General features: G+C 60.0%; 38 protein-coding genes. 35 read left to right on the forward strand and 3 right to left on the reverse strand.

What is annotated here, in order from left to right:
• Window positions 1-3: 3 nt before the first annotated feature.
• From rplD to KTQ42_RS16990, 32 genes are all read left to right on the forward strand, one after another.
• Window positions 4-624 carry a 50S ribosomal protein L4 gene (gene rplD / locus KTQ42_RS16835; protein ID WP_194713608.1) on the forward strand — a complete coding sequence of 207 codons (621 nt, stop codon included), beginning with the start codon at window positions 4-6 and terminating at the stop codon, window positions 622-624.
• Window positions 621-935 (forward strand): 50S ribosomal protein L23, encoded by a 315-nt coding sequence (gene rplW / locus KTQ42_RS16840; RefSeq protein WP_194713609.1) that lies wholly within the window; start codon window positions 621-623, stop codon window positions 933-935. The genes rplD and rplW overlap by 4 nt, the downstream gene beginning before the upstream one ends.
• Window positions 935-1,762: a 50S ribosomal protein L2 gene (rplB, locus tag KTQ42_RS16845; RefSeq protein ID WP_217346525.1), complete on the forward strand. Its 828-nt coding sequence runs from the start codon at window positions 935-937 to the stop codon at window positions 1,760-1,762. The genes rplW and rplB overlap by 1 nt, the downstream gene beginning before the upstream one ends.
• Window positions 1,763-1,771: 9 nt before the next feature.
• The gene (gene rpsS, locus KTQ42_RS16850) at window positions 1,772-2,047 is read left to right on the forward strand and encodes a 30S ribosomal protein S19 (RefSeq protein ID WP_007875308.1); all 276 of its coding nucleotides are present in this window, start codon (window positions 1,772-1,774) and stop codon (window positions 2,045-2,047) included.
• Between the two features lie 7 nt (window positions 2,048-2,054).
• Window positions 2,055-2,384 (forward strand): 50S ribosomal protein L22, encoded by a 330-nt coding sequence (gene rplV, locus KTQ42_RS16855; protein ID WP_194713611.1) that lies wholly within the window; start codon window positions 2,055-2,057, stop codon window positions 2,382-2,384.
• Window positions 2,385-2,393: 9 nt separating this feature from the next.
• Entirely contained in the window at window positions 2,394-3,218 is an 825-nt protein-coding gene (gene rpsC, locus KTQ42_RS16860) for a 30S ribosomal protein S3 (protein ID WP_217346526.1), read from the forward strand.
• Window positions 3,219-3,220: 2 nt separating this feature from the next.
• Window positions 3,221-3,640, forward strand: a complete 420-nt coding sequence (gene rplP, locus KTQ42_RS16865; protein ID WP_194713613.1) for a 50S ribosomal protein L16 — start codon at window positions 3,221-3,223, stop codon at window positions 3,638-3,640.
• Window positions 3,641-3,652: 12 nt separating this feature from the next.
• Window positions 3,653-3,850, forward strand: coding sequence for a 50S ribosomal protein L29 (gene rpmC, locus KTQ42_RS16870; RefSeq protein WP_217346527.1), 198 nt, complete (start codon window positions 3,653-3,655; stop codon window positions 3,848-3,850).
• Window positions 3,847-4,119: a 30S ribosomal protein S17 gene (gene rpsQ / locus KTQ42_RS16875; protein WP_194713615.1), complete on the forward strand. Its 273-nt coding sequence runs from the start codon at window positions 3,847-3,849 to the stop codon at window positions 4,117-4,119. The genes rpmC and rpsQ overlap by 4 nt, the downstream gene beginning before the upstream one ends.
• Window positions 4,120-4,346: 227 nt before the next feature.
• Complete coding sequence (gene rplN, locus KTQ42_RS16880; protein WP_194713616.1) at window positions 4,347-4,715, forward strand: 50S ribosomal protein L14; 369 nt, start codon at window positions 4,347-4,349, stop codon at window positions 4,713-4,715.
• Between the two features lie 9 nt (window positions 4,716-4,724).
• Window positions 4,725-5,039: a 50S ribosomal protein L24 gene (rplX, locus tag KTQ42_RS16885; RefSeq protein WP_217346528.1), complete on the forward strand. Its 315-nt coding sequence runs from the start codon at window positions 4,725-4,727 to the stop codon at window positions 5,037-5,039.
• A 5-nt stretch (window positions 5,040-5,044) separates the two neighbouring features.
• Window positions 5,045-5,584: a 50S ribosomal protein L5 gene (gene rplE / locus KTQ42_RS16890; RefSeq protein ID WP_194713618.1), complete on the forward strand. Its 540-nt coding sequence runs from the start codon at window positions 5,045-5,047 to the stop codon at window positions 5,582-5,584.
• A 7-nt stretch (window positions 5,585-5,591) separates the two neighbouring features.
• Window positions 5,592-5,897, forward strand: coding sequence for a 30S ribosomal protein S14 (gene rpsN, locus KTQ42_RS16895; RefSeq protein ID WP_194713619.1), 306 nt, complete (start codon window positions 5,592-5,594; stop codon window positions 5,895-5,897).
• Window positions 5,898-5,911: 14 nt separating this feature from the next.
• Window positions 5,912-6,307, forward strand: coding sequence for a 30S ribosomal protein S8 (gene rpsH, locus KTQ42_RS16900; protein WP_194713620.1), 396 nt, complete (start codon window positions 5,912-5,914; stop codon window positions 6,305-6,307).
• Between the two features lie 11 nt (window positions 6,308-6,318).
• On the forward strand, window positions 6,319-6,855 hold the full coding sequence (gene rplF / locus KTQ42_RS16905; RefSeq protein ID WP_194713621.1) for a 50S ribosomal protein L6: 537 nt from the start codon (window positions 6,319-6,321) through the stop codon (window positions 6,853-6,855).
• A 12-nt stretch (window positions 6,856-6,867) separates the two neighbouring features.
• Window positions 6,868-7,230, forward strand: a complete 363-nt coding sequence (gene rplR / locus KTQ42_RS16910; RefSeq protein ID WP_194713622.1) for a 50S ribosomal protein L18 — start codon at window positions 6,868-6,870, stop codon at window positions 7,228-7,230.
• A gap of 12 nt (window positions 7,231-7,242) precedes the next feature.
• Window positions 7,243-7,761, forward strand: coding sequence for a 30S ribosomal protein S5 (gene rpsE / locus KTQ42_RS16915; protein WP_194713623.1), 519 nt, complete (start codon window positions 7,243-7,245; stop codon window positions 7,759-7,761).
• Between the two features lie 10 nt (window positions 7,762-7,771).
• On the forward strand, window positions 7,772-7,951 hold the full coding sequence (gene rpmD, locus KTQ42_RS16920; protein WP_217346529.1) for a 50S ribosomal protein L30: 180 nt from the start codon (window positions 7,772-7,774) through the stop codon (window positions 7,949-7,951).
• A 28-nt stretch (window positions 7,952-7,979) separates the two neighbouring features.
• On the forward strand, window positions 7,980-8,411 hold the full coding sequence (rplO, locus tag KTQ42_RS16925) for a 50S ribosomal protein L15 (protein WP_194713625.1): 432 nt from the start codon (window positions 7,980-7,982) through the stop codon (window positions 8,409-8,411).
• Between the two features lie 25 nt (window positions 8,412-8,436).
• A complete protein-coding gene (gene secY / locus KTQ42_RS16930) occupies window positions 8,437-9,768 on the forward strand; it encodes a preprotein translocase subunit SecY (RefSeq protein ID WP_217346530.1) in 1,332 nt (443 codons plus the stop codon).
• 26 nt (window positions 9,769-9,794) lie between these two features.
• Window positions 9,795-10,013, forward strand: a complete 219-nt coding sequence (gene infA, locus KTQ42_RS16935; RefSeq protein WP_005663428.1) for a translation initiation factor IF-1 — start codon at window positions 9,795-9,797, stop codon at window positions 10,011-10,013.
• A gap of 38 nt (window positions 10,014-10,051) precedes the next feature.
• On the forward strand, window positions 10,052-10,165 hold the full coding sequence (gene rpmJ / locus KTQ42_RS16940; RefSeq protein ID WP_012081231.1) for a 50S ribosomal protein L36: 114 nt from the start codon (window positions 10,052-10,054) through the stop codon (window positions 10,163-10,165).
• A 27-nt stretch (window positions 10,166-10,192) separates the two neighbouring features.
• A complete protein-coding gene (gene rpsM, locus KTQ42_RS16945) occupies window positions 10,193-10,558 on the forward strand; it encodes a 30S ribosomal protein S13 (protein WP_194713627.1) in 366 nt (121 codons plus the stop codon).
• Between the two features lie 33 nt (window positions 10,559-10,591).
• Entirely contained in the window at window positions 10,592-10,996 is a 405-nt protein-coding gene (rpsK, locus tag KTQ42_RS16950; RefSeq protein ID WP_194713628.1) for a 30S ribosomal protein S11, read from the forward strand.
• 165 nt (window positions 10,997-11,161) lie between these two features.
• Entirely contained in the window at window positions 11,162-11,785 is a 624-nt protein-coding gene (gene rpsD, locus KTQ42_RS16955) for a 30S ribosomal protein S4 (protein ID WP_217346531.1), read from the forward strand.
• A gap of 125 nt (window positions 11,786-11,910) precedes the next feature.
• Window positions 11,911-12,888 carry a DNA-directed RNA polymerase subunit alpha gene (gene rpoA, locus KTQ42_RS16960; protein ID WP_217346532.1) on the forward strand — a complete coding sequence of 326 codons (978 nt, stop codon included), beginning with the start codon at window positions 11,911-11,913 and terminating at the stop codon, window positions 12,886-12,888.
• A gap of 146 nt (window positions 12,889-13,034) precedes the next feature.
• The gene (gene rplQ / locus KTQ42_RS16965) at window positions 13,035-13,430 is read left to right on the forward strand and encodes a 50S ribosomal protein L17 (RefSeq protein WP_217346533.1); all 396 of its coding nucleotides are present in this window, start codon (window positions 13,035-13,037) and stop codon (window positions 13,428-13,430) included.
• 147 nt (window positions 13,431-13,577) lie between these two features.
• Window positions 13,578-14,510, forward strand: coding sequence for an ATP-binding cassette domain-containing protein (locus tag KTQ42_RS16970; protein WP_217346534.1), 933 nt, complete (start codon window positions 13,578-13,580; stop codon window positions 14,508-14,510).
• Window position 14,511: 1 nt separating this feature from the next.
• Complete coding sequence (locus tag KTQ42_RS16975; RefSeq protein WP_217346535.1) at window positions 14,512-15,300, forward strand: ABC transporter permease; 789 nt, start codon at window positions 14,512-14,514, stop codon at window positions 15,298-15,300.
• 28 nt (window positions 15,301-15,328) lie between these two features.
• Complete coding sequence (gene cutA, locus KTQ42_RS16980; RefSeq protein ID WP_217346536.1) at window positions 15,329-15,661, forward strand: divalent-cation tolerance protein CutA; 333 nt, start codon at window positions 15,329-15,331, stop codon at window positions 15,659-15,661.
• Window positions 15,654-17,441, forward strand: a complete 1,788-nt coding sequence (gene dsbD, locus KTQ42_RS16985; protein WP_217346537.1) for a protein-disulfide reductase DsbD — start codon at window positions 15,654-15,656, stop codon at window positions 17,439-17,441. The genes cutA and dsbD overlap by 8 nt, the downstream gene beginning before the upstream one ends.
• Before the next feature lie 99 nt (window positions 17,442-17,540).
• Window positions 17,541-18,182 (forward strand): peroxiredoxin, encoded by a 642-nt coding sequence (locus KTQ42_RS16990; RefSeq protein WP_217346538.1) that lies wholly within the window; start codon window positions 17,541-17,543, stop codon window positions 18,180-18,182.
• 57 nt (window positions 18,183-18,239) lie between these two features.
• Here KTQ42_RS16990 and KTQ42_RS16995 read toward each other — a convergent pair whose 3' ends face one another.
• From KTQ42_RS16995 to yihA, 3 genes are all read right to left on the reverse strand, one after another.
• Complete coding sequence (locus KTQ42_RS16995) at window positions 18,240-19,346, reverse strand: magnesium transporter CorA family protein (protein ID WP_217346539.1); 1,107 nt, start codon at window positions 19,344-19,346, stop codon at window positions 18,240-18,242.
• A gap of 24 nt (window positions 19,347-19,370) precedes the next feature.
• A complete protein-coding gene (gene hemB / locus KTQ42_RS17000) occupies window positions 19,371-20,387 on the reverse strand; it encodes a porphobilinogen synthase (protein WP_217346540.1) in 1,017 nt (338 codons plus the stop codon).
• A 179-nt stretch (window positions 20,388-20,566) separates the two neighbouring features.
• Entirely contained in the window at window positions 20,567-21,304 is a 738-nt protein-coding gene (gene yihA, locus KTQ42_RS17005) for a ribosome biogenesis GTP-binding protein YihA/YsxC (RefSeq protein WP_217346541.1), read from the reverse strand.
• 149 nt (window positions 21,305-21,453) lie between these two features.
• Between yihA and KTQ42_RS17010 the strand changes: the two genes are divergently transcribed.
• From KTQ42_RS17010 to ccsB, 3 genes are all read left to right on the forward strand, one after another.
• Window positions 21,454-22,113: a c-type cytochrome gene (locus KTQ42_RS17010; protein ID WP_217346542.1), complete on the forward strand. Its 660-nt coding sequence runs from the start codon at window positions 21,454-21,456 to the stop codon at window positions 22,111-22,113.
• Between the two features lie 103 nt (window positions 22,114-22,216).
• On the forward strand, window positions 22,217-24,319 hold the full coding sequence (locus KTQ42_RS17015) for a cytochrome c biogenesis protein ResB (RefSeq protein ID WP_217346543.1): 2,103 nt from the start codon (window positions 22,217-22,219) through the stop codon (window positions 24,317-24,319).
• 128 nt (window positions 24,320-24,447) lie between these two features.
• On the forward strand, window positions 24,448-25,614 hold the full coding sequence (gene ccsB / locus KTQ42_RS17020; protein WP_217346544.1) for a c-type cytochrome biogenesis protein CcsB: 1,167 nt from the start codon (window positions 24,448-24,450) through the stop codon (window positions 25,612-25,614).
• Window positions 25,615-25,641: the final 27 nt, after the last annotated feature.

Here is a 25,641-nt window from a genome sequence, read left to right on the forward strand (position 1 = left end):
ACGATGGAACTCAAGCTCCTGAACGACCAGGGCCAGGCTGCATCGAACGTTGCTGCGCCGGACACCATTTTCGGTCGCGACTACAACGAAGCGCTGATTCATCAGATCGTGGTGGCTTACCAAGCCAATGCCCGTAGCGGCAACCGCAAGCAGAAGGATCGCGAAGAAGTCAAGCACACCACCAAGAAGCCGTGGCGTCAAAAGGGTACGGGCCGCGCTCGTGCCGGTATGTCGTCCTCGCCGCTGTGGCGTGGAGGCGGCCGCATCTTCCCGAATTCGCCGGAAGAAAACTTCACCCACAAGGTCAACAAGAAGATGTATCGCGCAGGTATCTGCTCGATCCTGTCCCAGCTGGCCCGTGAAGATCGTTTGTCCATTATTGAAGACCTGTCGGTTGATGCGCCCAAGACCAAGCTGCTGGCGCAGAAGCTGAAGGGCATGGGGCTCGACTCCGTGCTGGTGATCACTGACAACCTTGATGAAAACCTGCTGCTGGCATCGCGTAACCTGCCGCACGTGCTGGTTTGCGAGCCGCGCCACGCCGATCCGGTGTCGCTGGTTCATTACAAGAAGATCCTGATCACCAAGGCCGCACTGGCCAAGATTGAGGAGATGCTGGCATGAACAACGTTAAACACAGCGAAGAGCGCCTGCTGAAGGTACTGCTGGCCCCGGTCATTTCCGAGAAGGCCACCTTCGTCGCCGAGAAAAACGAGCAAGTCGTTTTCCTGGTCACGCCTGACGCCAACAAGCTCGAGATCAAGGCCGCCGTCGAGATGCTGTTCAAGGTCGAAGTGGAATCGGTTCAGGTTGCAAACCGCGCTGGCAAGCAAAAGCGCGCAGGCCGTTTCATGGGCCGTCGCAACCACACCCGCCGCGCCTTCGTCAGCCTGAAGCCCGGTCAGGAAATCAATTTCACCGAGGAGGCTAAATAATGGCTCTCGTTAAAATGAAACCAACCTCGCCAGCACGGCGCGGTATGGTCAAGGTGGTAACGCCCGACCTGTACAAGGGTCGTCCGTTCGCCGCTCTGGTCGAAAAGAAGTCCAAGACCGCTGGTCGCAACAACAACGGTCACATCACCACCCGTCATATCGGTGGTGGCCACAAGCAGCACTATCGCGTGGTCGATTTCCGTCGTAACAAGGACGGCATCCCGGCGAAGGTCGAGCGTATTGAATACGATCCGAACCGCAGCGCGCACATCGCACTGCTGTGCTACGCCGACGGCGAGCGCAAGTACATCATCGCTACCAAGGGCATGTCCGTTGGCGACACCGTGATGAACGGTGCCGAGGCGCCAATCAAGTCGGGCAACTGCCTGCCGCTGCGTAACATCCCGGTCGGCACCACGATGCATTGCGTCGAAATGTTGCCAGGCAAGGGCGCGCAGATGGCGCGTACTGCCGGCGCCGGCGTTGTGCTGATGGCGCGCGAAGGCACCTACGCTCAGGTTCGCCTGCGTTCCGGTGAAGTGCGTCGCGTGCACATCGAGTGCCGCGCGACGGTTGGCGAAGTCGGCAACGGCGAGCACAACCTGCGCAAGATCGGCAAGGCCGGTGCAATGCGCTGGCGCGGTGTCCGTCCGACGGTTCGTGGCGTGGTCATGAACCCGATCGATCACCCGCACGGTGGTGGTGAAGGCCGTACCGCAGCTGGTCGTCATCCGGTATCGCCATGGGGTCAACAGACCAAGGGCAAGAAGACGCGTCGCAACAAGCGCACGACTTCGATGATCGTCTCTCGCCGCGGCAAGAAATAAGGATAAACCATGACACGTTCATTGAAAAAAGGGCCGTTTTGCGACGCCCACCTGGTGAAAAAAGTCGAGGCTGCCCAGGCGACCAAGGACAAGAAGCCCATCAAGACCTGGTCCCGTCGTTCGACCATCATGCCGGACTTCATCGGTCTGACCATTGCGGTTCACAACGGCAAGCAGCACGTGCCGGTGTACGTTTCCGAGAACATGGTTGGTCACAAGCTCGGCGAATTCGCACTGACCCGTACGTTCAAGGGGCATGCGGCTGACAAGAAGGCTAAGAAATAGGTCCGATATGGAAACTAAAGCTATCCTCCGTGGCGTGCGCCTGTCGGCCCAAAAAGGCCGCCTCGTCGCCGATCTGATCCGCGGCAAAAAAGTTGATCAGGCTCTCAATATCCTGCAGTTCAGCCCCAAAAAGGGCGCTGTGATCATCAAGAAGGTTCTGGAGTCCGCCATCGCGAACGCCGAGCACAACGATGGCGCGGATATCGACGAACTGAAAGTTACGACCATCTACGTCGAGAAGGCTTCCGTACTGAAGCGCTTCACCGCACGTGCAAAGGGCCGTGGCGATCGTATCTCTAAACAATCCTGTCACATTTTCGTGACTGTCGGTAACTAAGGAGTCGCGATGGGACAGAAGATACATCCAACCGGTTTCCGTCTTGCAGTGAGCCGTAACTGGGGCTCGCGCTGGTATGCCGGCAACAGCAACTTCGCCAGCATGCTGGGCGAGGACCTGAAAGTACGCGCTTACCTGAAGAAGAAGCTGAAGAACGCATCCGTCGGCCGCATCGTCATCGAGCGTCCTGCCAAGAACGCCCGCATCACGATTTTCAGCTCGCGTCCTGGCGTTGTCATCGGCAAGAAGGGTGAAGACATCGAAGTGCTGAAGTCGGCGCTGACCAAGATGATGGGCGTGCCCGTGCACGTCAACATCGAGGAAATCCGCAAGCCGGAAACCGATGCGCAGCTGATCGCCGATTCGATCGCTCAGCAGCTCGAAAAGCGCATCATGTTCCGCCGTGCAATGAAGCGCGCAATGCAGAACGCCATGCGTCTGGGCGCCCAGGGCATCAAGATCATGTCGTCCGGTCGTCTGAACGGCATCGAGATCGCCCGTACCGAGTGGTACCGTGAAGGCCGTGTGCCCCTGCACACCCTGCGCGCCGATATCGACTACGGCTTCGGCGAAGCGGAAACCACCTACGGCATCATCGGTATCAAGGTGTGGGTCTACAAGGGCGATCGTCTCGCAAGCGGCGAAGCTCCGACCATCGAGACGCCGGCCGATGACGACAAGAAGCGCCGCGGTCCGCGTCGCGACGATGGCAAGCCAGGCTCCGGACGTCCTCCGGCACGCGGCCGCCGTCCTGAAGGTCAGGCAGCAGCACCTGCTGCTCCTGGCGCTCCGGGCGCAGCCAAGCGTGTACGCGCTACCAAGGCAGGAGAATAAACATGCTGCAACCAGCACGCAGAAAATATCGTAAAGAGCAGAAAGGCCGCAACAAGGGCATTTCTCACGAGCGCGGCACCGCCGTGTCGTTCGGTGAATTCGGCCTGAAGGCCGTCGGCCGTGGCCGCATCACCGCGCGTCAGATCGAAGCAGCGCGTCGTGCCATGACCCGTCACATCAAGCGTGGCGGCCGGATCTGGATCCGTGTCTTCCCGGACAAGCCGATTTCGAACAAGCCGGCTGAAGTTCGTATGGGTAACGGTAAAGGTAACCCAGAATACTACGTCGCCGAAATCCAGCCGGGCAAAGTCCTGTATGAGATGGACGGTGTGGATGAATCCCTAGCGCGCGAGGCATTCCGCCTGGCCGCAGCCAAGCTGCCGCTGATGACGACTTTCGTTGTCCGCCAGGTTGGCCAATAATCGGAGTGACACATGAAAGCATCTGAACTCCTCGGAAAAGACACGGCAGCCCTGAACAAGGAGCTGACCGACCTGCTGAAGGCACAGTTCAGCCTGCGCATGCAGATCGCAACGCAGCAGCTGAGCAACACTTCGCAGCTGAAGAAAGTGCGTCGCGACATTGCACGTGTCAAGACTGTACTGAACCAGCAGAAAGGCGCCACCAAATGAACGACCAAGTTAAACAAACTCCCAAGCGGACGCTGATCGGCGAAGTCGTCTCTGACAAGATGGACAAGAGCGTCACGGTGCTGATCAAGCGCCAGATGAAGCACCCGCTGTACGGCAAGATCATCGAGCGCTCGAAGAAATATCACGCGCACGACGAATCGAACCAGGTCAAGGCCGGTGATGTCGTTGAAATCCAGGAAGGTCGTCCGATTTCCAAGACCAAGTCCTGGACTGTCACCCGCGTGGTACAAGCAGCACAAATCGTGTAATTGGGTATTGCAGATTCAGCGACAAGCTGACATAATGCTTGGCTTCCCCGGGTAATGATTTTCTACCCGGGGAAATCGCTTTTCTGCAGTAGCATTGAACAGCAAGTAGTTTTGGAAATCGTCCACCTAATCGGCGCCCTTTTGCTTAAAGAGTGCTGACGGGACCAAGACTGACCGTGAATTCCGCATTGTGCGGATGAACGGGTAAAGTTGGGAAAGAAAATATCATGATTCAAACTGAAAGCCGGCTCGAAGTAGCCGACAATACCGGCGCGCGCGAAGTTTTGTGCATCAAGGTCCTGGGTGGTTCCAAGCGCCGCTATGCAAGCATCGGCGACATCATCAAGGTCACCGTCAAGGAAGCCACGCCCCGTGGCCGCGTCAAAAAGGGTGAGATCTACAACGCAGTCGTCGTTCGTACCGCCAAAGGCGTACGTCGTCAGGACGGCTCGTTGGTGAAGTTCGATGGCAACGCCGCGGTGTTGCTGAATGCAAAGCTGGAGCCGATTGGTACGCGTATTTTTGGACCGGTTACACGTGAGCTGCGCACTGAGCGCTTCATGAAAATCGTCTCCCTCGCACCAGAAGTTCTGTAAGGAGTCGACATGAGCAACATTCGAAAAGGCGACGAAGTCATCGTCCTGACCGGTAAAGACAAAGGCAAGCGCGGCACCGTCGCGCAGCGCGTCAGCGCAGATTACGTTGTTGTGGAAGGCGTAAACGTTGCCAAGAAGGCGACCAAGCCGAACCCGATGGCGGGTACCACTGGCGGCATCGTCGACAAGCTGATGCCAATTCACGTGTCCAACGTCGCGTTGTTCAACGCAGCGTCGGGCAAGGCAGATCGCGCAGGCTCCAAGGTTGTGGATGGCAAGAAAGTCCGTACCTTCAAGTCCAATGGCGAAGTCGTTAAGGCATAAAGATCATGGCACGTTTCCAACAGCAATATAAAGAAAGAGTCGTTGGCGAGCTGACCGAGAAATTCGGTTACAAGTCGCCAATGGAAGTGCCGCGTTTGCTGAAGATCACCCTGAACATGGGTCTGTCCGAAGCCGTGGCTGACAAGAAGATCATCGAGCACGCCGTCGGCGACCTGACCAAGATCGCTGGTCAGAAGCCAGTGGTAACCAAGGCTCGCAAGGCAATTGCAGGTTTCAAGATCCGCGAAGGCTATCCGATAGGTTGCATGGTGACCCTGCGCGGCGCCCGCATGTACGAATTCCTGGATCGCTTCATCACTGTCGCGCTGCCGCGCGTTCGTGACTTCCGTGGCGTGTCCGGTCGTGCATTCGACGGTCGTGGCAACTACAACATCGGTGTGAAAGAGCAGATCATCTTCCCCGAGATCGAGTACGACAAGATTGACGCACTGCGTGGCATGAACATCAGCATCACCACGACTGCGAAGACCGACGACGAAGCAAAAGCGCTTCTCGCCGCATTTAAATTCCCGTTCAGAAACTGAGGTTGCCATGGCAAAACTCTCACTGATTAACCGTGAAAAGAAGCGTGCCGACCTGGTGGCAAAATATGCCGGCAAGCGCGCTGAACTGAAGGCAATCATTGACGACCAATCGAAGTCGGAAGAAGAGCGCTACGAAGCGCGCCTGAAATTGCAGGCGCTGCCACGTAACTCGGCTCCGACCCGCCAACGTAATCGTTGCGCACTCACCGGTCGTCCACGTGGCACCTTCCGTAAGTTCGGGCTCGCCCGTACCAAGCTCCGTGAAATCGCCATGCGTGGCGAAATCCCGGGCATGACCAAAGCCAGCTGGTAATAGGAGAACAAGCAATGAGTATGAGCGATCCTATCGCCGATATGCTGACCCGTATTCGCAATGCGCAAGGCGTCAAGAAGACCACGGTCGTAATGCCGTCGTCCAAAGTCAAGGTTGCTATTGCCAACGTCCTGAAGGACGAGGGTTACATTGAGGATTTTGCTGTTGCGGAAGCAGACGGCAAAGCAGAACTGAAAATCGGTTTGAAATATTACGCCGGCGCCCCGGTTATCGAGCGCCTGCAGCGGGTATCCCGCCCTGGCCTGCGTATCTACAAGGGCAAGGACGATATCCCCAGCGTCATGAACGGCCTCGGTGTGGCCATCGTGTCGACCCCCAAGGGCGTCATGACGGACCGCAAAGCGCGCGCAACCGGTGTCGGTGGCGAAATCATTTGCTACGTGGCCTAAGGAGAAGAAACATGTCTCGTGTAGGTAAAATGCCCATAGCACTGCCGCAGGGCGCGGAAGCGACCATCGCCGCAGATCAAATCACCGTCAAGGGCCCGCTGGGCACGCTGACCCAGGAGCTCAAGGGCAACCTGGTTCGCATCACCAACGACAACGGCACGCTGAACTTCGAAGCCGCCAACGAAAGCCGCGAAGCCAACGCGATGTCCGGCACGCTGCGCGCGCTGGTCAACAACATGGTTGTCGGCGTCACCAAGGGTTTCGAGCGCAAGCTGAACCTGGTGGGCGTGGGCTACCGTGCTCAAGTTCAGGGCAATAGCCTGAACCTGTCGCTGGGTTTCTCGCATCCGGTCGTGCACCAGATGCCGGAAGGCGTGACTGCAACCGCTGCGACACCGACCGAAATCGTGATCAAGGGCGCTGACAAGCAGCGCGTTGGTCAGGTCGCTGCCGAAGTGCGCGCATACCGTCCTCCCGAGCCTTACAAAGGCAAGGGCGTTCGCTACGCAGATGAGCGCGTAGTGATTAAAGAAACCAAGAAGAAGTAACAGGGGCTGACGATGGACAAGAAACAATCACGTCTGCGTCGCGGACGTCAGACTCGCGCGAAAATCGCCGAGCTGAAAGTAAATCGCCTGGCAGTGCACCGTACCAACTCGCATATCTATGCGCAGGTCATTGGTCCGGATGCCAAGATCCTGGCATCTGCCTCCACGCTGGAAGCCGAAGTGCGCCAGCAGCTGGCCGGCGAGTCGGGCAAGGGCGGCAACACCGCTGCTGCGGCTCTGGTTGGCAAGCGCGTGGCCGAGAAGGCACTGCAGGCCGGTATCGCCGAAGTTGCATTCGACCGCTCCGGTTTCCGTTATCACGGCCGTGTCAAGGCAGTGGCAGAAGCCGCTCGCGAAGCCGGTCTGAAGTTCTAAGGAAGAATCGATATGGCAAAGATGCAATCGAAAATGCAAAGCGACAAGCCGGATGACGGCATGCGCGAGAAAATGATCGCGGTCAACCGTGTGACCAAAGTGGTCAAGGGCGGCCGTATCATGGGCTTCGCAGCGCTGGCGGTGGTAGGCGACGGCGATGGCCGTATCGGCATGGGCAAGGGCAAGTCGAAGGAAGTGCCAGTGGCTGTGCAGAAGGCAATGGAAGAAGCCCGTCGCAAGATGATCAAGGTCACCTTGAAGAACGGCACGCTGCAGCACACCGTGACCGGCAAGCATGGCGCTTCCTCCGTTCTGATGTCCCCGGCAAAAGACGGTACCGGCGTGATCGCCGGTGGCCCGATGCGCGCAATCTTTGAAGTAATGGGCGTGACGAACGTGGTGGCCAAGTCCAACGGTTCGACCAACCCCTACAACATGGTTCGCGCCACGCTGAATGGTCTGTCGAAGATGAACACCCCGTCGGAAATCGCTGCCAAGCGCGGCAAGTCCGTCGAAGAAATCCTGGGCTAAGGTGAACGACATGGCAAACACTATCAAAGTGCAACTGGTCAAGGGTCTGATCGGCACGCGTGAGTCGCATCGCGCCACCGTTCGCGGCCTGGGCCTGCGCGGTATTAATTCCGTTCGTGAACTTGAAGATACGCCGGCAGTGCGCGGCATGATCAACAAGGTTTCGTATCTCGTGAAAGTGGTGTCGTAAGCCCTCGGGCTTGCGCACGGAGCAAAGCATGGAACTGAACAACATTCAACCGGCAGATGGCGCCAAGCACGCAAAGCGTCGTGTCGGCCGCGGCATCGGCTCGGGTCTGGGCAAGACCGCAGGTCGTGGTCACAAGGGTCAGAAGTCCCGTTCGGGCGGCTTCCACAAGGTCGGCTTCGAAGGCGGTCAGATGCCTCTGCAGCGTCGTCTGCCGAAGCGTGGCTTCAAGTCGCTGGCAACCCCGTACAAAGCCGAAGTGCGCCTTTCCGATCTGGAAAAGCTGCCGGTCGGTGAAGTCGACCTGCTGGCACTCAAGCAAGCTGGTGTGGTTTCCGAAATGGCTCGCGTCGTTCGCGTGATCGCTTCCGGCGAACTGACCAAGAAAGTCAGCCTGAAGGGTCTGATTGCAACCAAGGGCGCCAAAGCCGCAATCGAAGCCGCTGGCGGCTCCGTTGCTTAAATCGGCATCCTGATCGGAGTACCAATTGGCGACTACTCCTCAACTGGCCAAGGGCGCGGCAAGCGGGTTTCCGTGGAATCGTCTGTGGTTCCTGCTTGCGGCTCTGGTGGTATACCGCATTGGCGCGCACATTCCGGTGCCGGGCATCGACCCGACCCAGTTGGCGCAGCTTTTCAAGCAGAACCAGGGCGGTATTCTGGGGATGTTCAACATGTTCTCGGGCGGAGCGCTGTCGCGCTTCACGATTTTCGCGCTCGGGATCATGCCGTACATCTCGGCGTCCATCATCATGCAGTTGCTCACCGTGGTGTCTCCGCAACTGGAAGCCATAAAGAAGGAAGGTGAGTCCGGACGGCGCAAGATCACGCAATACACCCGTTACGGCACCCTGGTGCTGGGCACCTTCCAGGCGCTGGGCATTGCGGTTGCGCTGGAAGGGCAGGCGGGCCTGGTGATCGATCCCGGCTATGCATTCCGCTTCACGACGGTTGTGACGCTGATCACCGGCACCATGTTCCTGATGTGGCTCGGCGAGCAGATCACGGAGCGCGGCCTGGGTAACGGTATTTCGATCATCATCTTCGCGGGCATCGCAGCGGGTCTGCCGAGCGCGCTGGGTGGTCTGTTTGAACTGGTTCGCACCGGTTCGATGAGCGCGATCTCCGCAATTCTGATCTGCATCATCGTTGCCGCAGTGACCTTCCTGGTCGTGTTCATTGAACGCGGTCAGCGCAAGATCCTGGTGAACTATGCCAAGCGCCAGGTGGGCAACAAGATTTACGGCGGCCAGAGCAGCCACCTGCCGCTGAAACTGAATATGGCTGGCGTGATTCCGCCGATCTTTGCATCGTCGATCATCCTGTTTCCGGCAACGCTGACCAGCTGGTTCACTACAGGCGAGACCACGAATCCGTTCGTGCGCTTCCTGAAGGACCTGTCTGCTTCGCTGGCGCCGGGCGAGCCGATTCATGCGCTGCTGTATGCAGCTGCGATCGTGTTCTTCTGCTTCTTCTATACCGCTCTGGTATTCAACAGCAAGGAGACCGCGGACAACCTGAAGAAGAGCGGCGCTTTCGTGCCGGGCATTCGTCCAGGTGAACAGACTGCGCGTTACATCGATCGCATCCTGATGCGTTTGACCCTGGCTGGCGCCGTGTACATCACCCTGGTGTGCCTGTTGCCTGAGTTCCTGGTAGCGCGCTGGAAGGTGCCGTTCTACTTCGGTGGAACGTCGCTGCTGATTATCGTGGTGGTGACGATGGACTTCATGGCGCAGGTACAGAACTACGTCATGTCGCAGCAGTATGATTCGTTGCTTCGCAAGGCTAATTTCAAGGGCGGCATCCCGACGCGCTGAAGCGCCGAAGGCTGACAACAGATCGCATGGCAAAAGACGACGTTATTCAGATGCAGGGCGAGATTCTGGAGAATCTGCCGAATGCCACGTTTAGAGTGAAGTTGGAAAACGGGCATGTGGTGTTGGGACATATTTCCGGAAAGATGCGGATGAACTATATCCGCATCCTCCCGGGTGACAAGGTGACAGTGGAATTGACGCCTTATGATTTGAGTCGTGCACGTATCGTGTTCCGTACCAAGTAATTCAAACGAACCAAGAAACTGGAAGAGAGAGGGCAAAAATGAAAGTGCTCGCATCAGTCAAGCGGATCTGCCGCAACTGTAAGATCATCAAGCGCAAAGGCGTTGTTCGTGTTATCTGCATCGAACCGCGTCACAAGCAGCGCCAAGGTTAATTAACGTTATTGATCGAGGAATAACGAATGGCACGTATTGCAGGGGTCAATATCCCCAACCATCAGCACACCGTGATCGGCTTGACTGCGATTTATGGCATCGGCCGTCCCCGTGCAGAAGAAATCTGCGAAAAAACCGGCGTGGCGACCAACAAAAAGGTCAAGGACCTGGATGACAACGAGCTGGAAAAGCTGCGTGACGAAATCGGCAAGTTTGTTGTCGAAGGCGATCTGCGCCGTGAAGTCTCGATGAGCATCAAGCGTCTGATGGACCTGGGCTGCTACCGCGGCCTGCGTCATCGCAAGGGCTTGCCGGTTCGTGGTCAGCGCACCCGTACCAATGCACGTACCCGCAAAGGTCCGCGCAAGGCAGCACAATCGCTGAAGAAATAATCCACAGCAGCATCGGGATTCAAGGAAATCATTATGGCAAAAGCACCAAACAACGCCGCCGCATCACGCGTGCGCAAGAAAGTCAAAAAGAACGTTGCCGAAGGCATTGCGCACATCCACGCATCCTTCAACAACACCATCATCACGATCACTGATCGTCAGGGCAATGCATTGTCGTGGGCAACCTCGGGCGGCGCAGGCTTCAAGGGTTCGCGTAAATCGACCCCGTTCGCAGCGCAGGTTGCTGCTGAAGCAGCCGGCAAGGTGGCAGTGGAGTTTGGTGTGAAGAACCTGGAAGTCCGCATCAAGGGCCCGGGTCCTGGCCGTGAATCCGCCGTGCGCGCTCTGAACAACCTGGGCATCAAGATCACCCAGATCCAGGACGTCACCCCGGTTCCGCACAATGGCTGCCGTCCGCCGAAGCGTCGTCGCATCTAAGTCGCTTTTCGTAGCAGCAGGCAATTCGTAGTACTATGTTTGCCCGCCAGAAATTCGAGGCGGGCTTTCTTCTTAAGACCACCGTTCGGTTGCGGCATGACCGGACTAGCGCCTGGCGCATGGACTGAACCATGAGCCCGGGGCGTCAAAACTAAGGAAATTCTCGTGGCACGTTATATCGGACCAAAAGTAAAGCTGTCCCGCCGTGAAGGCACCGACCTGTTCCTGAAGAGCGCACGCCGCTCGGCAGATTCCAAGGGCAAGATGGACTCCAAGCCTGGCCAGCATGGCCGGACTTCGGGTGTTCGCACCTCCGACTACGGCAACCAGCTGCGTGAAAAGCAGAAGGTCAAGCGCATGTACGGCATTCTCGAGCGTCAGTTCCGCCGCTACTTTGCCGAAGCCGACCGTCGCAAGGGCAACACCGGTGAGACCCTGCTGAAGCTGCTGGAAGCTCGCCTGGACAACGTCGTCTACCGCATGGGTTTCGGCTCGACCCGCGCAGAAGCGCGTCAGCTGGTGTCGCACAAGGCGTTCACCGTGAACGGTACCGTGGTCAACATCGCTTCCTACCAGGTCAAGCCGGGCGACGTCGTCGCTGTCCGTGAGAAGGCCAAGAAGCAGACCCGTATCGTCGAAGCCCTGTCGCTGGCCGAGCAGATCGGCATGCCGTCGTGGGTTGCGGTCGACAGCAAGAAGATGGAAGGCACGTTCAAGTCGCTGCCGGAGCGTAGCGACATCGCTGGCGACGTCAACGAATCGCTGATCGTCGAACTGTACAGCCGTTAATCCGCGCAGTACTGCAATCATTGTTGTAGCAGTAGCCTTGCGCCCGCCACGTTCGTGGCGGGCTTTCTCGTAATGCCATCAGCCTTATCGGTGTAATGAGCCGAGGGTATTGAAAAGGACATTCCATGCAAAACAGCCTGTTGAAACCCCGTATTATCGAAGTAGAAGCACTTGGCGCCGGCCATGCGAAAGTCGTCATGGAACCGTTTGAGCGCGGCTATGGCCACACGCTCGGCAATGCGCTGCGTCGCGTGCTGCTGTCTTCGATGATCGGCTATGCGCCAACCGAAGTCACCATCGCCGGTGTCGTGCACGAGTATTCGTCGCTGGATGGCGTGCAGGAGGACGTGGTCGACATGCTGCTGAACCTGAAGGGCGTCGTCTTCAAGCTGCATAATCGCGACGACGTCACCCTGACCCTGAAGAAGGAAGGCGAAGGCGCCGTACTGGCTTCCGACATCGACCTGCCGCATGACGTCGAGCTGGTGAACCCTGATCACGTGATTGCTCACCTGACCGCCGGTGGCAAGCTGGACATGCAGATCAAGGTCGAAAAGGGCCGCGGCTATGTGCCGGGCAATGTGCGTCGTCTGGCCGAAGACACCAACAAGACCATCGGCCGCATCATTCTGGATGCATCGTTCTCGCCGGTGCGCCGCGTGTCGTATGCCGTCGAGTCCGCTCGCGTCGAGCAGCGCACCGACCTGGACAAGCTGGTGATCAACATCGAAACCAACGGCGTGATCTCGCCGGAAGAAGCGATCCGCCAGTCGGCCCGCGTTCTGGTGGATCAGCTCAATGTGTTCGCCGCCCTGGAAGGCACCGAAGCCGCCGCCGAGGCGCCGTCCCGCGCACCGTCGGTCGACCCGATCCTGCTGCGTCCGGTCGACGACCTGGAGCTGACGGTCCGTTCCGCCAACTGCCTGAAAGCCGAAAACATTTACTACATCGGCGATCTGATCCAGCGCAGCGAGAACGAACTGCTGAAAACGCCTAACCTGGGCCGCAAGTCGCTCAACGAAATCAAGGAAGTCCTTGCTTCGCGCGGCCTGACCCTGGGCATGAAGCTGGAAAACTGGCCGCCTGCCGGCCTCGAGAAGTAATTCGCAGGCTGAAATAGCTGGAGGCACTGCGTGCCTTCGGCTATCATGCTGCACTCTTGAATTTTTAAACCCTGCTTACCGGCCCGCGACGCCTGATGGCGCCGATAGAAGAGCTGGAATCAAACTCAAAACCGAAAGGAATCACCATGCGTCATCGTCACGGCCTTCGCAAGCTGAACCGTACCTCTTCCCACCGTCTGGCCATGCTGCGCAACATGACTGTTTCGCTGCTGCGTCATGAAGCCATCAAGACCACCCTGCCGAAAGCCAAGGAACTGCGCCGCGTCGTCGAGCCTATCCTGACCCTGGGCAAGACCGATTCCCTGGCCAACAAGCGCCTGGCATTTTCCCGCCTGCGCGACCGCGAGATGGTCGTCAAGCTGTTCGCCGAACTGGGCCCGCGCTATGCAAACCGCAACGGCGGCTACCTGCGCATCCTGAAGATGGGCTTCCGCGTTGGCGACAATGCGCCGATGGCCTTCATCGAGCTGCTGGACCGTCCCGAAACCACTGAAGCAGTGGAAGACACCAGCGCCGAGTAATAAACAGCGCCGCAAGGCGTTTCTCGCAGCCGTTGTACAATCGAAAGCCAGGCACCTGCCTGGCTTTTGTCGTTACGGAGCTTGCAGGGCCGTCATGGCAACGACATCGTCAGCGGCACCTTGCCGCATCAAGGAAATCTGATCTGCATGCGTTCATCCGCCATCCTCTCCGTTGAAGATCTTCACAAGTCCTATGGCAGTGGAGCATCCCGCCATACCATTATCGATGGCCTGTCCTTCTCGCTGCGACGCGGCGAATGCTATGGCCTGCTTGGTCCGAACGGCGCCGGCAAGACCACGACCCTGCGCCTGTGCCTGGGGCTGACCGAGCCAGACAGCGGTTATGTGACGCTGGTCGGCCGGCCGGTGCCCGACGACGCCCGCGCGGCGCGCCTCCGGGTGGGCGTTGTGCCGCAGGGGGACAACCTCGATCCCGATTTCACCGTTGCGGAGAACCTGCTGGTGTTCGGCCGCTACTTCGGCATTGCCGATGCGGTGATCCTGGACCGCATCCCGCGCCTGCTGGAATTTTCCAATCTCACCGCGAAGAAGGATGCCCGCATCAGCGAGCTGTCGGGCGGCATGCGGCGCCGGCTGACGCTGGCGCGCGCGCTGGTAAATGATCCCGACCTGATCTTCATGGACGAGCCCACCACCGGTCTCGATCCGCAAGCCCGCCACATGATCTGGGAGCGGTTGAAGGCGCTGCTGGCCGACGGCAAGACCATCCTGCTGACCACCCACTTCATGGATGAAGCGGAGCGCCTGTGCGACCGGCTGGCCGTGATCGACCACGGCCGGATGATCGCCGAAGGCGGTCCGCGCGAGCTGATTGCCGCGCATATCGAGGCCCAGGTGATCGAAGCCTACGGCGAGAATGCGCTCGCCTGGGGCGACGCGCAGGGCCGCAGGCTGTCGGAGCGCTTCGAAATCAGCGGCGAGACTGTTTTCTGCTACACCAATAACGCGCAGCCGCTGCTCGACAGCCTGGCCACTGTGAGCGGCGTGCGCTATATCCATCGTCCGGCCAACCTGGAAGACCTGTTCCTGAAGCTGACCGGCCGCGAAATGAGGGACTGAGATGAGCACCACCGCACTGTATGCGCTGCCGGCATTCTCGCTGCGCTTCCTGCCGATCTGGCGTCGCAATTTCCTGGTCTGGAAAAAGCTGGCAGTGGCCAGCGTGCTGGGCAATATCGCCGACCCGCTGATTACCCTGATCGCCTTCGGCTACGGGCTGGGCAGCCTGCTGCAGACCATCAATGGCATTCCCTATATCCACTTCCTGGCATCGGGCTCGATCTGCATGTCGGTGATGATGGCGTCCTCGTTCGAGTCGCTTTACTCGGCCTTCTCGCGCATGCATGTGCAGAAGACCTGGGAAGCGCTGCTCAATGCGCCACTGGCGCTGGACGACGTGGTGCTGGCCGAGATGCTGTGGGCCGCCACCAAGTCGCTGTTCTCGGGCATTGCCATCCTGTGCGTGATGTTCCTGCTCGGCATAGGCCTGCATCCGCATACGCTGCTGACGCTGCCGCTGCTGTTCCTGATCGGCATGACCTTCGCCTCGCTCGGCCTGGTATTCAATGCGATTGCGCAGGGCTATGATTTCTTTACCTACTATTTCACGCTGGTGCTGACGCCGATGATCTTTCTGTCGGGCGTCTATTACCCGGTGGCGCAGTTGCCGGGCTGGCTGCAGCTGGTATCGCAATTCCTGCCGCTGGGCGCGGCGGTGAATCTGGTGCGGCCGCTGATCCTGGGCACCTGGCCGGCAACGCCCGTGGCTGACCTGGCCATCCTGCTGGTCTATTGCATCGGCGGCTTCTACCTGGCCACCATGCTGACCCGCAAGCGCCTGCTGAAGTAGGCAAGCGCCTGACCGAAGGAGGAACGATATGGAACAGGCAATGCTCGTGCTGACCAACATGGCCGACGCCGCGAGCGCGCGCAGTCTCGCCAGGGCACTGGTGGAGCGCCGGCTCGCGGCTTGCGTGAATCTAGTGCCGGGCGTGCAATCGGTGTACCGCTGGCAGGGCGAGGTCGAGGAGGCAGAGGAAGTCACGCTATTCATCAAGACCAGCGCCGACCGTTACGACGAGCTGGAACAGGCAATCAGGCAGTTGCATCCCTACACGCTACCCGAGGTGATTGCCGTGCCGGTGCAGGCCGGCCTGCAGCCTTACCTGAACTGGATCACGCGGGAAACCAGGAAAGACATCCATGCTTGACACGGTATTACGCCATCGCCTGCCAGTGTGGCTCGGTCTGCTTGCCATGCTGCTGAGCCTGTTCGCGCCTGCTGTGCGGGCCGCTGATGATTATCTGGAGCCGGAAGCGGCATTCCGCTTTGCCAGCCGGATGCTCGATCCGGGGACGGTCGAAGTCACCTACCAGATTGCCGAAGGCTATTACATGTACCGCGAGCGCTTCGCTTTCCGGGCCGAGGGCGCAACCCTGGGCGAGCCGGTGATCCCGCCAGGCAAGGTCAAGTTCGACGAGACGTTCCAGAAGGATGTCGAGACCTACAGAAAGACGGTGGTCATCACGATCCCGGTGCAGGCGGCCGGGCCGTTCCTGCTGGTTGCCACCAGCCAGGGCTGTGCCGACAAGGGCCTGTGCTATACACCCATGGATTCCCAGGCCCGGCTGTCGCCTACCGGAGGCGGCGGCCTGCTGGCTGCGGCGCGCGGGCTGGATGCGCAGGGTGCAAGCACCGCTCCCACGGCATCGCCAGCCACGGATTCCGAGATGGGGCGTATCGAATCATCGCTGCGCAGTGGCCGTCTGCTGGCCATCATGCCGCTGTTCCTGCTGCTTGGACTCGGGCTGTCGTTTACGCCATGCGTCTTGCCCATGGTGCCGATCCTGTCCTTCATCATCGTCGGCGAGGGCGCGAAGGCGACCCGCCTGCGCGGCTTCGTGCTGTCGGCGACCTACAGCCTGGGCATGGCGATTGTCTACACCCTGCTGGGCGTGTCGGCCGGCCTGCTGGGCGAGGGGCTGTCCGCCGCGCTGCAAAATCCCTGGGTGCTGTCTGCCTTCGCGCTGCTGATGGCGATGCTGTCGCTGTCCATGTTCGGCGTCTATCAATTGCAGATGCCGGCCATGGTGCAGACGCGCCTGACCCAGCTTTCCGAGAAGCAGACGGCAGGCAAGCTGGCCGGCGTATTCGTCATGGGCGCGCTGTCGGCGCTGATCGTCGGTCCCTGCGTGGCGGCGCCGCTGGCCGGAGCCTTGCTCTACATCAGCCAGACGCGCGACGTGGTGGTCGGCGGCAGCGCCCTGTTTGCAATGGCGGTCGGCATGAGCATTCCGCTGCTGGCCATCGGCCTGTCGGCGGGCGCCTTGCTGCCGCGTGCCGGCGCCTGGATGGAGGCGGTGAAACGGTTCTTCGGCGTGCTGATGCTGGCCGTGGCGTTGTGGATGGTGGCGCCCGTGTTGCCGGGCTGGCTGCAGATGGCTGGATGGGCTGCGCTTGGCATCGGCTATGGGGCCTGGCTGATCGTCCCGCGCGGCGCGGGCTGGCGCAGCAAGCTTGCCGGCATGCTGTTCATGCTGCTGGGCGCGGTGCAACTGGCGGGGCTGGCAAGTGGTGGGCGCGATCCGCTGGCGCCATTGGCGCATCTGGGGAGCGACCATCATGTCACTCGCTTTGAGCGCGTCAGGTCGATTGCGGAACTCGACGCCGCATTGGCGCAGGCGAAAGCCCAGGGCAAGCCGGCGATGCTGGACTTCTATGCCGACTGGTGCGTCTCGTGCAAGGAGATGGAAAAGCTGACCTTCACCGACGCCCGGGTGCGGCAGCAGTTCGAAGGCATGGTGCTGCTGCAGGCCGACGTTACCGCCAACAATGCCGACGACCGTGCGCTGCTGAAGCGGTTCCGGCTGTTCGGCCCGCCGGGCATCATCCTCTTTGGCAAGGATGGCGTGGAAACGACGCAAGGCCGGGTCATCGGCTATCAGGATGCCGACCGTTTCCTGCGCTCGCTTGCCATGGTCGACCGCTGACCTGACCGCAGGTAATTTGCATAATCGGTAAAAATCGTTGGAGCCGCGCTGGTACAGGCGCTATAGTTTTCATTTCTACAACAAGGCAAGGAGAGCAAGATGAGCTTACGTTTAGGCGATACCGCACCGGACTTCGAGCAGGATTCCTCGATAGGCCGCATCCGCTTCCATGAGTGGGCTGGTGACTCGTGGGTCGTGCTGTTCTCCCACCCGGCAGACTTCACGCCGGTCTGCACCACCGAGCTGGGCCTGACCGCGAAGCTGAAGTCGGAATTCGACAAGCGCAATGTGAAGGCAATCGCACTGTCGGTCGACCCGGCCGAGAAGCATGTGGACTGGATCAAGGACATCGAGGAAACCCAGCAGACCGTGGTGGGCTTCCCCATTCTCGCCGACGCCGACAAGACCGTGGCGACGCTGTACGACATGATCCATCCGGAACAGTCGGAAACCATGACGGTGCGCTCGCTGTTCGTGATCGATCCGAAAAAGAAAGTGCGCCTGATCATCACCTACCCGATGAGCACCGGCCGCAACTTCGACGAGGTGCTGCGCGTCATCGATGCGCTGCAACTGACGGACAAGTACACGGTGGCCACGCCGGGCAACTGGCGCGATGGCGACGACGTCATCATTCCGCTGAGCATCCAGGACGAGGCGGTCATCAAGCAGAAATATCCGAAGGGCTACACCGCGCCCAAGCCCTATCTGCGCCTGACGCCGCAGCCGGACAAGCAATGAGCAGCAAGTAAGAAGTAACAAGCAACAATAAAAAGCGCCTCCGTACGGAGGCGCTTTTTATTTCGGGCGGACGTCCGTCCTGACGAAGTCGCGGACCCGTTCCTCGATATAGCGCTTGCGACGGAAGAAGAACAGCAGCACCCCCACCATCACCACCATGGCGCCCATGGTGATCCAGAAACCTTCCCGGTTCTTCAGCAGCGGCATGACCTCGAAATTCATGCCGAAGATGCCGGTGACCAGCGTCAGCGGCATGAACAGCGCCGTGATCACGGTGAGCGTGCGCATGATCTCGCTGGTGCGGTGGGCCATGGCCGCGAAGTGGATCTGCACCGCCGACTCGATCGATGATTCAAGCCGGCGCGCATGATTGAGCACGCGGGTGATGTGCTCCATCACATCATTGATGCGCACCAGCAGCAGGTCGTTGGCCCGGCTGTCGTCCTGGCCGTGGAAGGTGTCGACGAAATGGTCGCGCAGTTCCTGCAGCGCGTCATGCTGCTCTTCGCAGAGATGGTCGAGCTTTCTCAGTTCGATGCGTGCATCCAGCAGCGCCATCCAGTCATTGAAGGGTCGCTGGGTATTGAGCAGCGCCCGCTGCCAGCGGTCGATCTGCAACGACAGCGGTGCGCGCAGGTCGAGATACTGGTCCACCATCGCATTGAGCAGACGCAGCATCAGCTCGCGCGGCGAGGAGGGCGGCCGGCCGCTGTGGCTGCTGCCATTGGCCTTGGGCCGGTACTCGAGCAGACGGCTACGGGCCGCTTCGATGGTGCGGCTATGTTCCGCCCGCACCGTCACCAGCGCATTGTCCATCACCAGGAAGGTGACCGGGCGGGTGACGATCCTGGTGTTGCCGCCCGGCGTTTTGCCTACTTCGGTGCCGCCTGCCTCGCCATTGAGCGCCAGCTTGCGAAACACCACCATTTCGTAATCCTGGGTTGCGTCAAAATAGGAAGGATGCCGCAGATTGACGGCATCGGTCAGATGCGGATCGTAGACGGCAACGCCGGTTGCCCGCTCCACCGCCGCCCGCCATTCTTCGGGCGCCGCCGCCACTTCCTCATGGCTGGCATCGAGCCAGAGAAAGGCCTGCGACGGAAGGATGGACGGCAATTCGTCCAGGCGGCTTACCTGCGCGTGGGTAATCAGGAAGAGATCCATGCAGGCAGACTGCTCCGGGCGTGATCAGGGATTGTGCTTGAGGCGGCGCGCGACATCCAGCGCGAAGTAGGTCAGGATGCCATCCGCGCCGGCCCGCTTGAATGCCATCATGGATTCCATCATGGTCTTGTCGTGGTCCAGCCAGCCGTTCTGCGCGGCCGCCTTGATCATCGCGTATTCGCCGCTGACCTGGTAGGCAAAGGTCGGCACCCGGAATTCATCCTTCACCCGGCGCACGATATCCAGATAGGGCATGCCGGGCTTGACCATCACCATGTCGGCGCCTTCGGCCAGGTCCAGCGCCACTTCGCGCAGCGCCTCGTTGCTGTTGGCCGGATCCATCTGGTAGGTGGACTTGTTGGCCTTGCCCAGCGTGGCCGAGGAACCGACCGCATCGCGGAACGGGCCATAGAAGGCCGATGCATACTTGGCCGAGTAGGCCATGATGCGGGTGTGGATGTAGTGATGCGATTCCAGCGCATTGCGGATGGCGCCGATGCGCCCGTCCATCATGTCGGACGGCGCCACGATATCCACGCCGGCCTCGGCCTGGGTCAGCGCCTGGCGCACCAGGATGGCGGTGGTTTCATCGTTCAGCACATAGCCTTCGGCATTGAGTACGCCATCCTGGCCATGGCTGGTGTACGGATCGAGCGCGACGTCGGTCAGCAGGCCCAGTTCCGGGAAGCGCTGCTTCAGCTCACGCACCGCGCGCGGCACCAGTCCCTTCGGATTGGTCGCCTCGATGCCGTCCGGCGTCTTCAGGGACGGATTAATCACAGGGAACAGCGCCATCACCGGGATGCCAAGCGCCACGCATTCCTCCGCCACGCCCAGCAGGTGATCGATGGACATGCGCTCCACGCCGGGCATCGATGAAACCTTCTCGCACTGGTTCTTGCCGTCCAGCAAAAAAACGGGATAGATCAGGTCGGCGGCGGTGATCACGTTCTCGCGCATCATTGCCCGCGAAAAGGCATCCTTGCGCATGCGGCGCATGCGAATGGCAGGGAACTGGGGCGGGGCAGGGAATTGGGCCATGGCTGTTCTCTCAGGAAAGGAAATCAGGGGCGGAAAAAAATTTGAAACTTTTCAGGAATATGCATCTCATACCGACAGGTGCGTCAAGTACCTCCCGCTTCTCCTCCCTGAGCGGGGCCTTTCGTTCTTGACGATAGGCGTTACTACCCTGGAGATACTCCCCTTTCTCCAGGGTTTTTTTATGCCTTTTCGCCATCCTGAGCCTGGGGCGCACCCTCGCTGCCCGGCGCATCCGCGTTCTCATCCTGTCGCGGGAGATTCAGGCCCAGCAGAATTTCGATGCGTTCGGTCGCTTCTTCCAGTCCGGTGCGCTTCAATGCGGAAAACAGCTGGGCCGTAAACGGGCATGGGCTGCCGTCTTCCTGCACATAGCTGCCCAGCAGGGTACGGGCCTGGCGCAGCGCATTGGCGGCGTCGTTGCGGTTGAGCTTGTCCGCCTTGCTGAGGATGCAATGGATGGGCTTGCCGGTTGGCGCAAACCATTCCAGCATCTGCAGGTCGAGGTCGGTGAAGGGACGGCGCGAATCGACGATCAGCACCAGCGCAGCCAGCTGCTCGCGCCGCTGCACATAGTCGCCCAGCAGGCGCTGCCAGTGCAGCTTGGCATCGCCCGACACTTCGGCATAGCCATAACCAGGCAGGTCCACCAGCAGGCCGCGGATCTCGTCGACCCGGGTTTCATCCTTGCGGTGCTGGCCCACATGGGCGCCACCGATCGAAAAGTAATTGATATGCTGCGTGCGGCCCGGCGTCTTGGAAGCGAATGCCAGCTTCTTCTGGTTGCACAGTACGTTGATTGCGGTGGACTTGCCGGCATTGGAGCGGCCCGCGAAGGCAATTTCCGGAACCTGCGTACCGGGAAGGTCGCGCAGATGGTTGACGGTGGTGAAGAAACGTGCCTGCCAGAGTTGGGACATGGTTTGTACAGAATATACTGCTGGGAAGGCGAAAGCCGGAAAGCTATTGTACAATAGGCGGTTAAATGCTGTCGTGCCAGTCAATGAGATTCAGCGCAGGGCAGATGGACGGCGGTTAAGAATCTAAAATCAAGCCTCAGGGTGTCTGAATGAATCGTGCGTTTCTACCAGTTGCAAAATCCTTGTTTATCGCAATGCTGGCAGTATCCTCCCTGGCCGGTGCTGCCGAAGGCGCCAAAGCCGTGAAAGTGGATCCCGCAAAGGGCGAAACTATTTACACCAATGGCGATGCCTCCCGCAACATCCCGGCATGCGTTGCATGCCATGGCGCGGCTGGTAACTCCACTATCGTCCAGAACCCGAAGCTGGCTGCGCAGCACGAGTCCTACACTTACAAGCAACTGACCAATTTCCGTACGCCCGAGCGCAACAATCCGATCATGACGCCGATCGCCAAGGCGCTGACTGAAGAAGACATGCACAATGTCGCCGCCTGGCTGGACAAGCAGGAAAGCAAGCCGGGCGCAGCCAAGAACAAGGCCTCGATCGACCTGGGCAAGAAGATTTACCGCGGTGGCATTGCCGATAAAAACGTGCCGGCCTGCGCAAGCTGCCATGGCGCCAACGGCGCTGGCATCCCGGCGCCCTACGCAAGGCTGGCTGGCCAGCATCAGGAATACACGGCCGCGCAGCTGACCGCCTTCCGTGGCGGCACCCGCAACAACAGCCAGCAGATGACCATGATCGCCAGCCGCCTGTCTGACGCGGAAATAGCAGCAGTTTCGGACTACATCGCCGGCCTCAAATAAGCAGACAAGAAGAACAACAAGACCGAAAGAAGGGGCGGCCGTGGCTGCCCCTTTTTTTTCGTAAAACAGCCTTGTAGAAACAGCAACGCACAGAGATAGAACCATGAGCACCAGCACCGCAGGCATACAGTTGAAAACCGAGCGCCAGAAGCTGGCAGGCGTGGTCGAGCTGTTGTCATCCATGCGTTTCGCCATCAGCCTGTTGTCGGTGCTGGCGATTGCTTCCGTGATCGGCACGGTCATGAAGCAGAACGAGCCGATGACCAATTACGTCAATCAGTTCGGCCCGTTCTGGTTCGATGTATTCGGCAAGCTCGGCCTGTACAGCGTCTATTCCGCTTGGTGGTTCTTGCTGATCCTGGCCTTCCTGGTCATGTCGACTTCCCTGTGCATCATCCGCAATGCGCCGCGCATGCTGGCAGACATGCGCAGCTGGCGCGAGAACGTGCGCGAGCAGTCGCTGCGCAACTTTCACCACAAGGCGGAATGGCGCGGCCAGCAGGGCGAGGCGCAACTGGTGCAGCAGAGCGCCGAGCGCATTGCGGCGCATGGCTACAAGGTCAGGATCGTGCAGAAGGACCAGGCCACGCTGATCACTGCCAAGCAGGGCGCAGCCAACAAATGGGGTTACATCTTTGCGCACAGCGCCATCGTGATCATCTGCGTCGGTGGCCTGCTCGATTCGGACCTGCCGATCCGCTTCCAGGAATCGATGTATGGCAAGACGCCCTTCATGGGCAATGGCGTGATTTCCGAGATTCCGGCGCAGCACCGGCTGGGACTGGCCAACCCCACATTCCGCGGCAACACCCTGATTCCGGAAGGCAGCAGCAGCAGCACGGCCATCATCCCGCGCCAGAACGGCGTCCTGCTGCAGGACCTGCCGTTCACCATCAAGCTGGAACGCTTCATCATCGATTTCTACTCCACCGGCATGCCCAAGCTGTTCGCCAGCGAAGTCCAGGTTACCGACAATGAAACCGGCAAGAGCTTTCCCGCCACCATCAAGGTCAACCAGCCGCTGATCTACAAGGGCCTGGCGGTCTACCAGTCCAGCTTCGAGGATGGCGGCACCAAGCTCAAGGTGACTGGCTACCCGATGAAAGGCGCGGGCAAGGACAGCTTCAGCCTGAGCGGCGAAGTCAGCGGCACTACGCCCCTGACCAACCGCAGCCAGGGCGGCAGCACCGAATACACGATTGAATGGTCCGGCTTCCGGCCCTTCAATGTGGAAAACATGGCGCAGAACGGCCAGGACCTGCGCGCCGTCACCAAGGGCAAGAGCCTGGCCGATGAACTGCAGCAGCAGCTCGGCTCGGCGGGCAAGGGCGCCAATACCAAGGATCTGAAGAATGTCGGCCCCAGCCTGCAGTACAAGCTGCGCGACAAGACCGGCCAGGCCCGTGAATTCCACAACTACATGCAGCCCGTGCTGGTGGACGGCAGTTATGTCTTCCTGACCGGCGTGCGCGATACGCCGAACGACCAGTTCCGCTATCTGCGCATCCCGGCCGACGACAATGATTCGGTCGAGGAGTGGATGCGCTTGCGGGCGGCCCTGCAAAGCCCGGCAATGCGGCTGCAGGCGGCCGAACGCTATGCGCAACGTGCCTTGCCGGGCGGCAGCGATGCGGTGCGCCGGCAACTGATCGAGTCTGCCCAGAAGGGCATGGACATCTTCGCCGGCAATGACAAGGAAGCCGGCTACGTCGCCGTCGCCCGTTTCCTGGAACGCATTCCGCAGGCGGACCAGGAAAAAGCGGCCGACATCTTCATGAAGATCCTCAACGGCACCCTGTGGGACCTGTGGCAGGCCGCGCGTGAAAAGGATGGCCTGAAGGCAGTGGAGGCGGACGACAAGCATGCCCGCTTCCTGCAGCTGGCAACCAATGCCTATGCCGATGCCTTCTTCTATGGCTCCCCGGTCTACCTCAATCTGACCTCGTTCGACGAGGTCAAGGCATCGGTCCTGCAGGTCACCCGGTCGCCGGGCAAGAATGTGGTCTATCTGGGCTGCTTGTTCCTGGTATTGGGCGTGTTTGCGATGCTTTACATCCGGGAACGCCGCGTCTGGGTATGGATCAAACCGGAAGGCGATGGCCGCGCCCATGCGCTGATGGCGATGAGCACCCAGCGCCGCACGCTGGATTTCGACAGGGAATACGACAAGCTGAAGGCTGCCCTGCTGCATGGGCAGGCCGCCTAGCGCCTGCTGCAGCCCTCACGAGGGGCGCGCTAACAGGCTTTGGTCCGGTCAGCAATCCACTATACTGACGGCCTGCAGGACGAATGCATCAATGTGGCGCCGCAAGCCGGCGCAACCGGAGAAGAAAGATGGAACTCACGCAGCAACGCACCGCGCAAGGCGTCGCCTATACCCAGCCGCAAGGCCTGTTTCGCCGCCTTGGCGCTATCGACTGGCTGTATGCACTGGCGCTGGTGGCCGGCGCGCTGTTTGCGCTGAACCGCTACGGCGCCTACATGGACATCTATGAAAAGGGCATTCTCGTCCTTTCCGCGCCTACCTTCGCCTGGCTGGGCTGGCAATGGAAATCGGTGCGGTGGCTGATGGCCCTGCTGGCGGTGCTGTCGTTGTCGGCGGTGTGGATGTATGCCGGCTCGCTGGACATGGCCAATACCCGGTTTTTCCTGAAGTACATGCTGTCGAGTCAGTCCGCCATCCTCTGGATGAGCACGCTGTTTTTCCTGTCCACGCTGTTCTACTGGGGCGGCCTGATCGCCCGGTCCGATTTCGGCAGCGCCATTGGCAGCAAGCTGTGCTGGGCCGCCGTGGTGCTGGGCTTTACCGGCATGCTGGTGCGCTGGTACGAGTCGTATCTGGTCGGCGCCGACGTCGGCCATATCCCGGTATCCAACCTGTACGAAGTCTTTATCCTGTTCTGCATGATCACCGCGCTGTTCTATCTCTATTACGAGCAGCGTTATGCGACGCGGCAGCTGGGCGCATTCGTGCTGCTGATCATTTCCGCCGCGGTCGGCTTCCTGCTGTGGTACACCGTCAGCCGCGACGCCGCCGAGATCCAGCCGCTGGTGCCGGCACTGCAGAGCTGGTGGATGAAGATCCACGTGCCGGCCAACTTCATCGGCTACGGCACCTTCGCGCTGGCGGCCATGGTCGGCGCGGCCTATCTGTGCAAGTCCCACGGCATCCTGGCCGACCGCCTGCCGGCGCTGGAACTGCTGGACGACGTGATGTACAAGGCGATCGCCGTCGGCTTTGCCTTCTTCACCATCGCCACCATTCTGGGCGGCCTGTGGGCGGCTGAAGCCTGGGGCGGCTACTGGTCCTGGGACCCGAAGGAAACCTGGGCATTGATCGTCTGGCTCAATTACGCCGCCTGGCTGCACATGCGCCTGATGAAAGGCCTGCGCGGACAGATCGCCGCCTGGTGGTCATTGGTCGGCTTGCTTGTGACCACATTCGCCTTCCTGGGCGTCAACATGTTCCTGTCCGGCCTTCATTCCTACGGCCAGCTGTAAGCCCTGATCGAGACAGGCCGGCGCACA

The organism is Noviherbaspirillum sp. L7-7A, from assembly GCF_019052805.1.
In the GTDB taxonomy this organism is placed as follows: domain Bacteria; phylum Pseudomonadota; class Gammaproteobacteria; order Burkholderiales; family Burkholderiaceae_D; genus Noviherbaspirillum_A.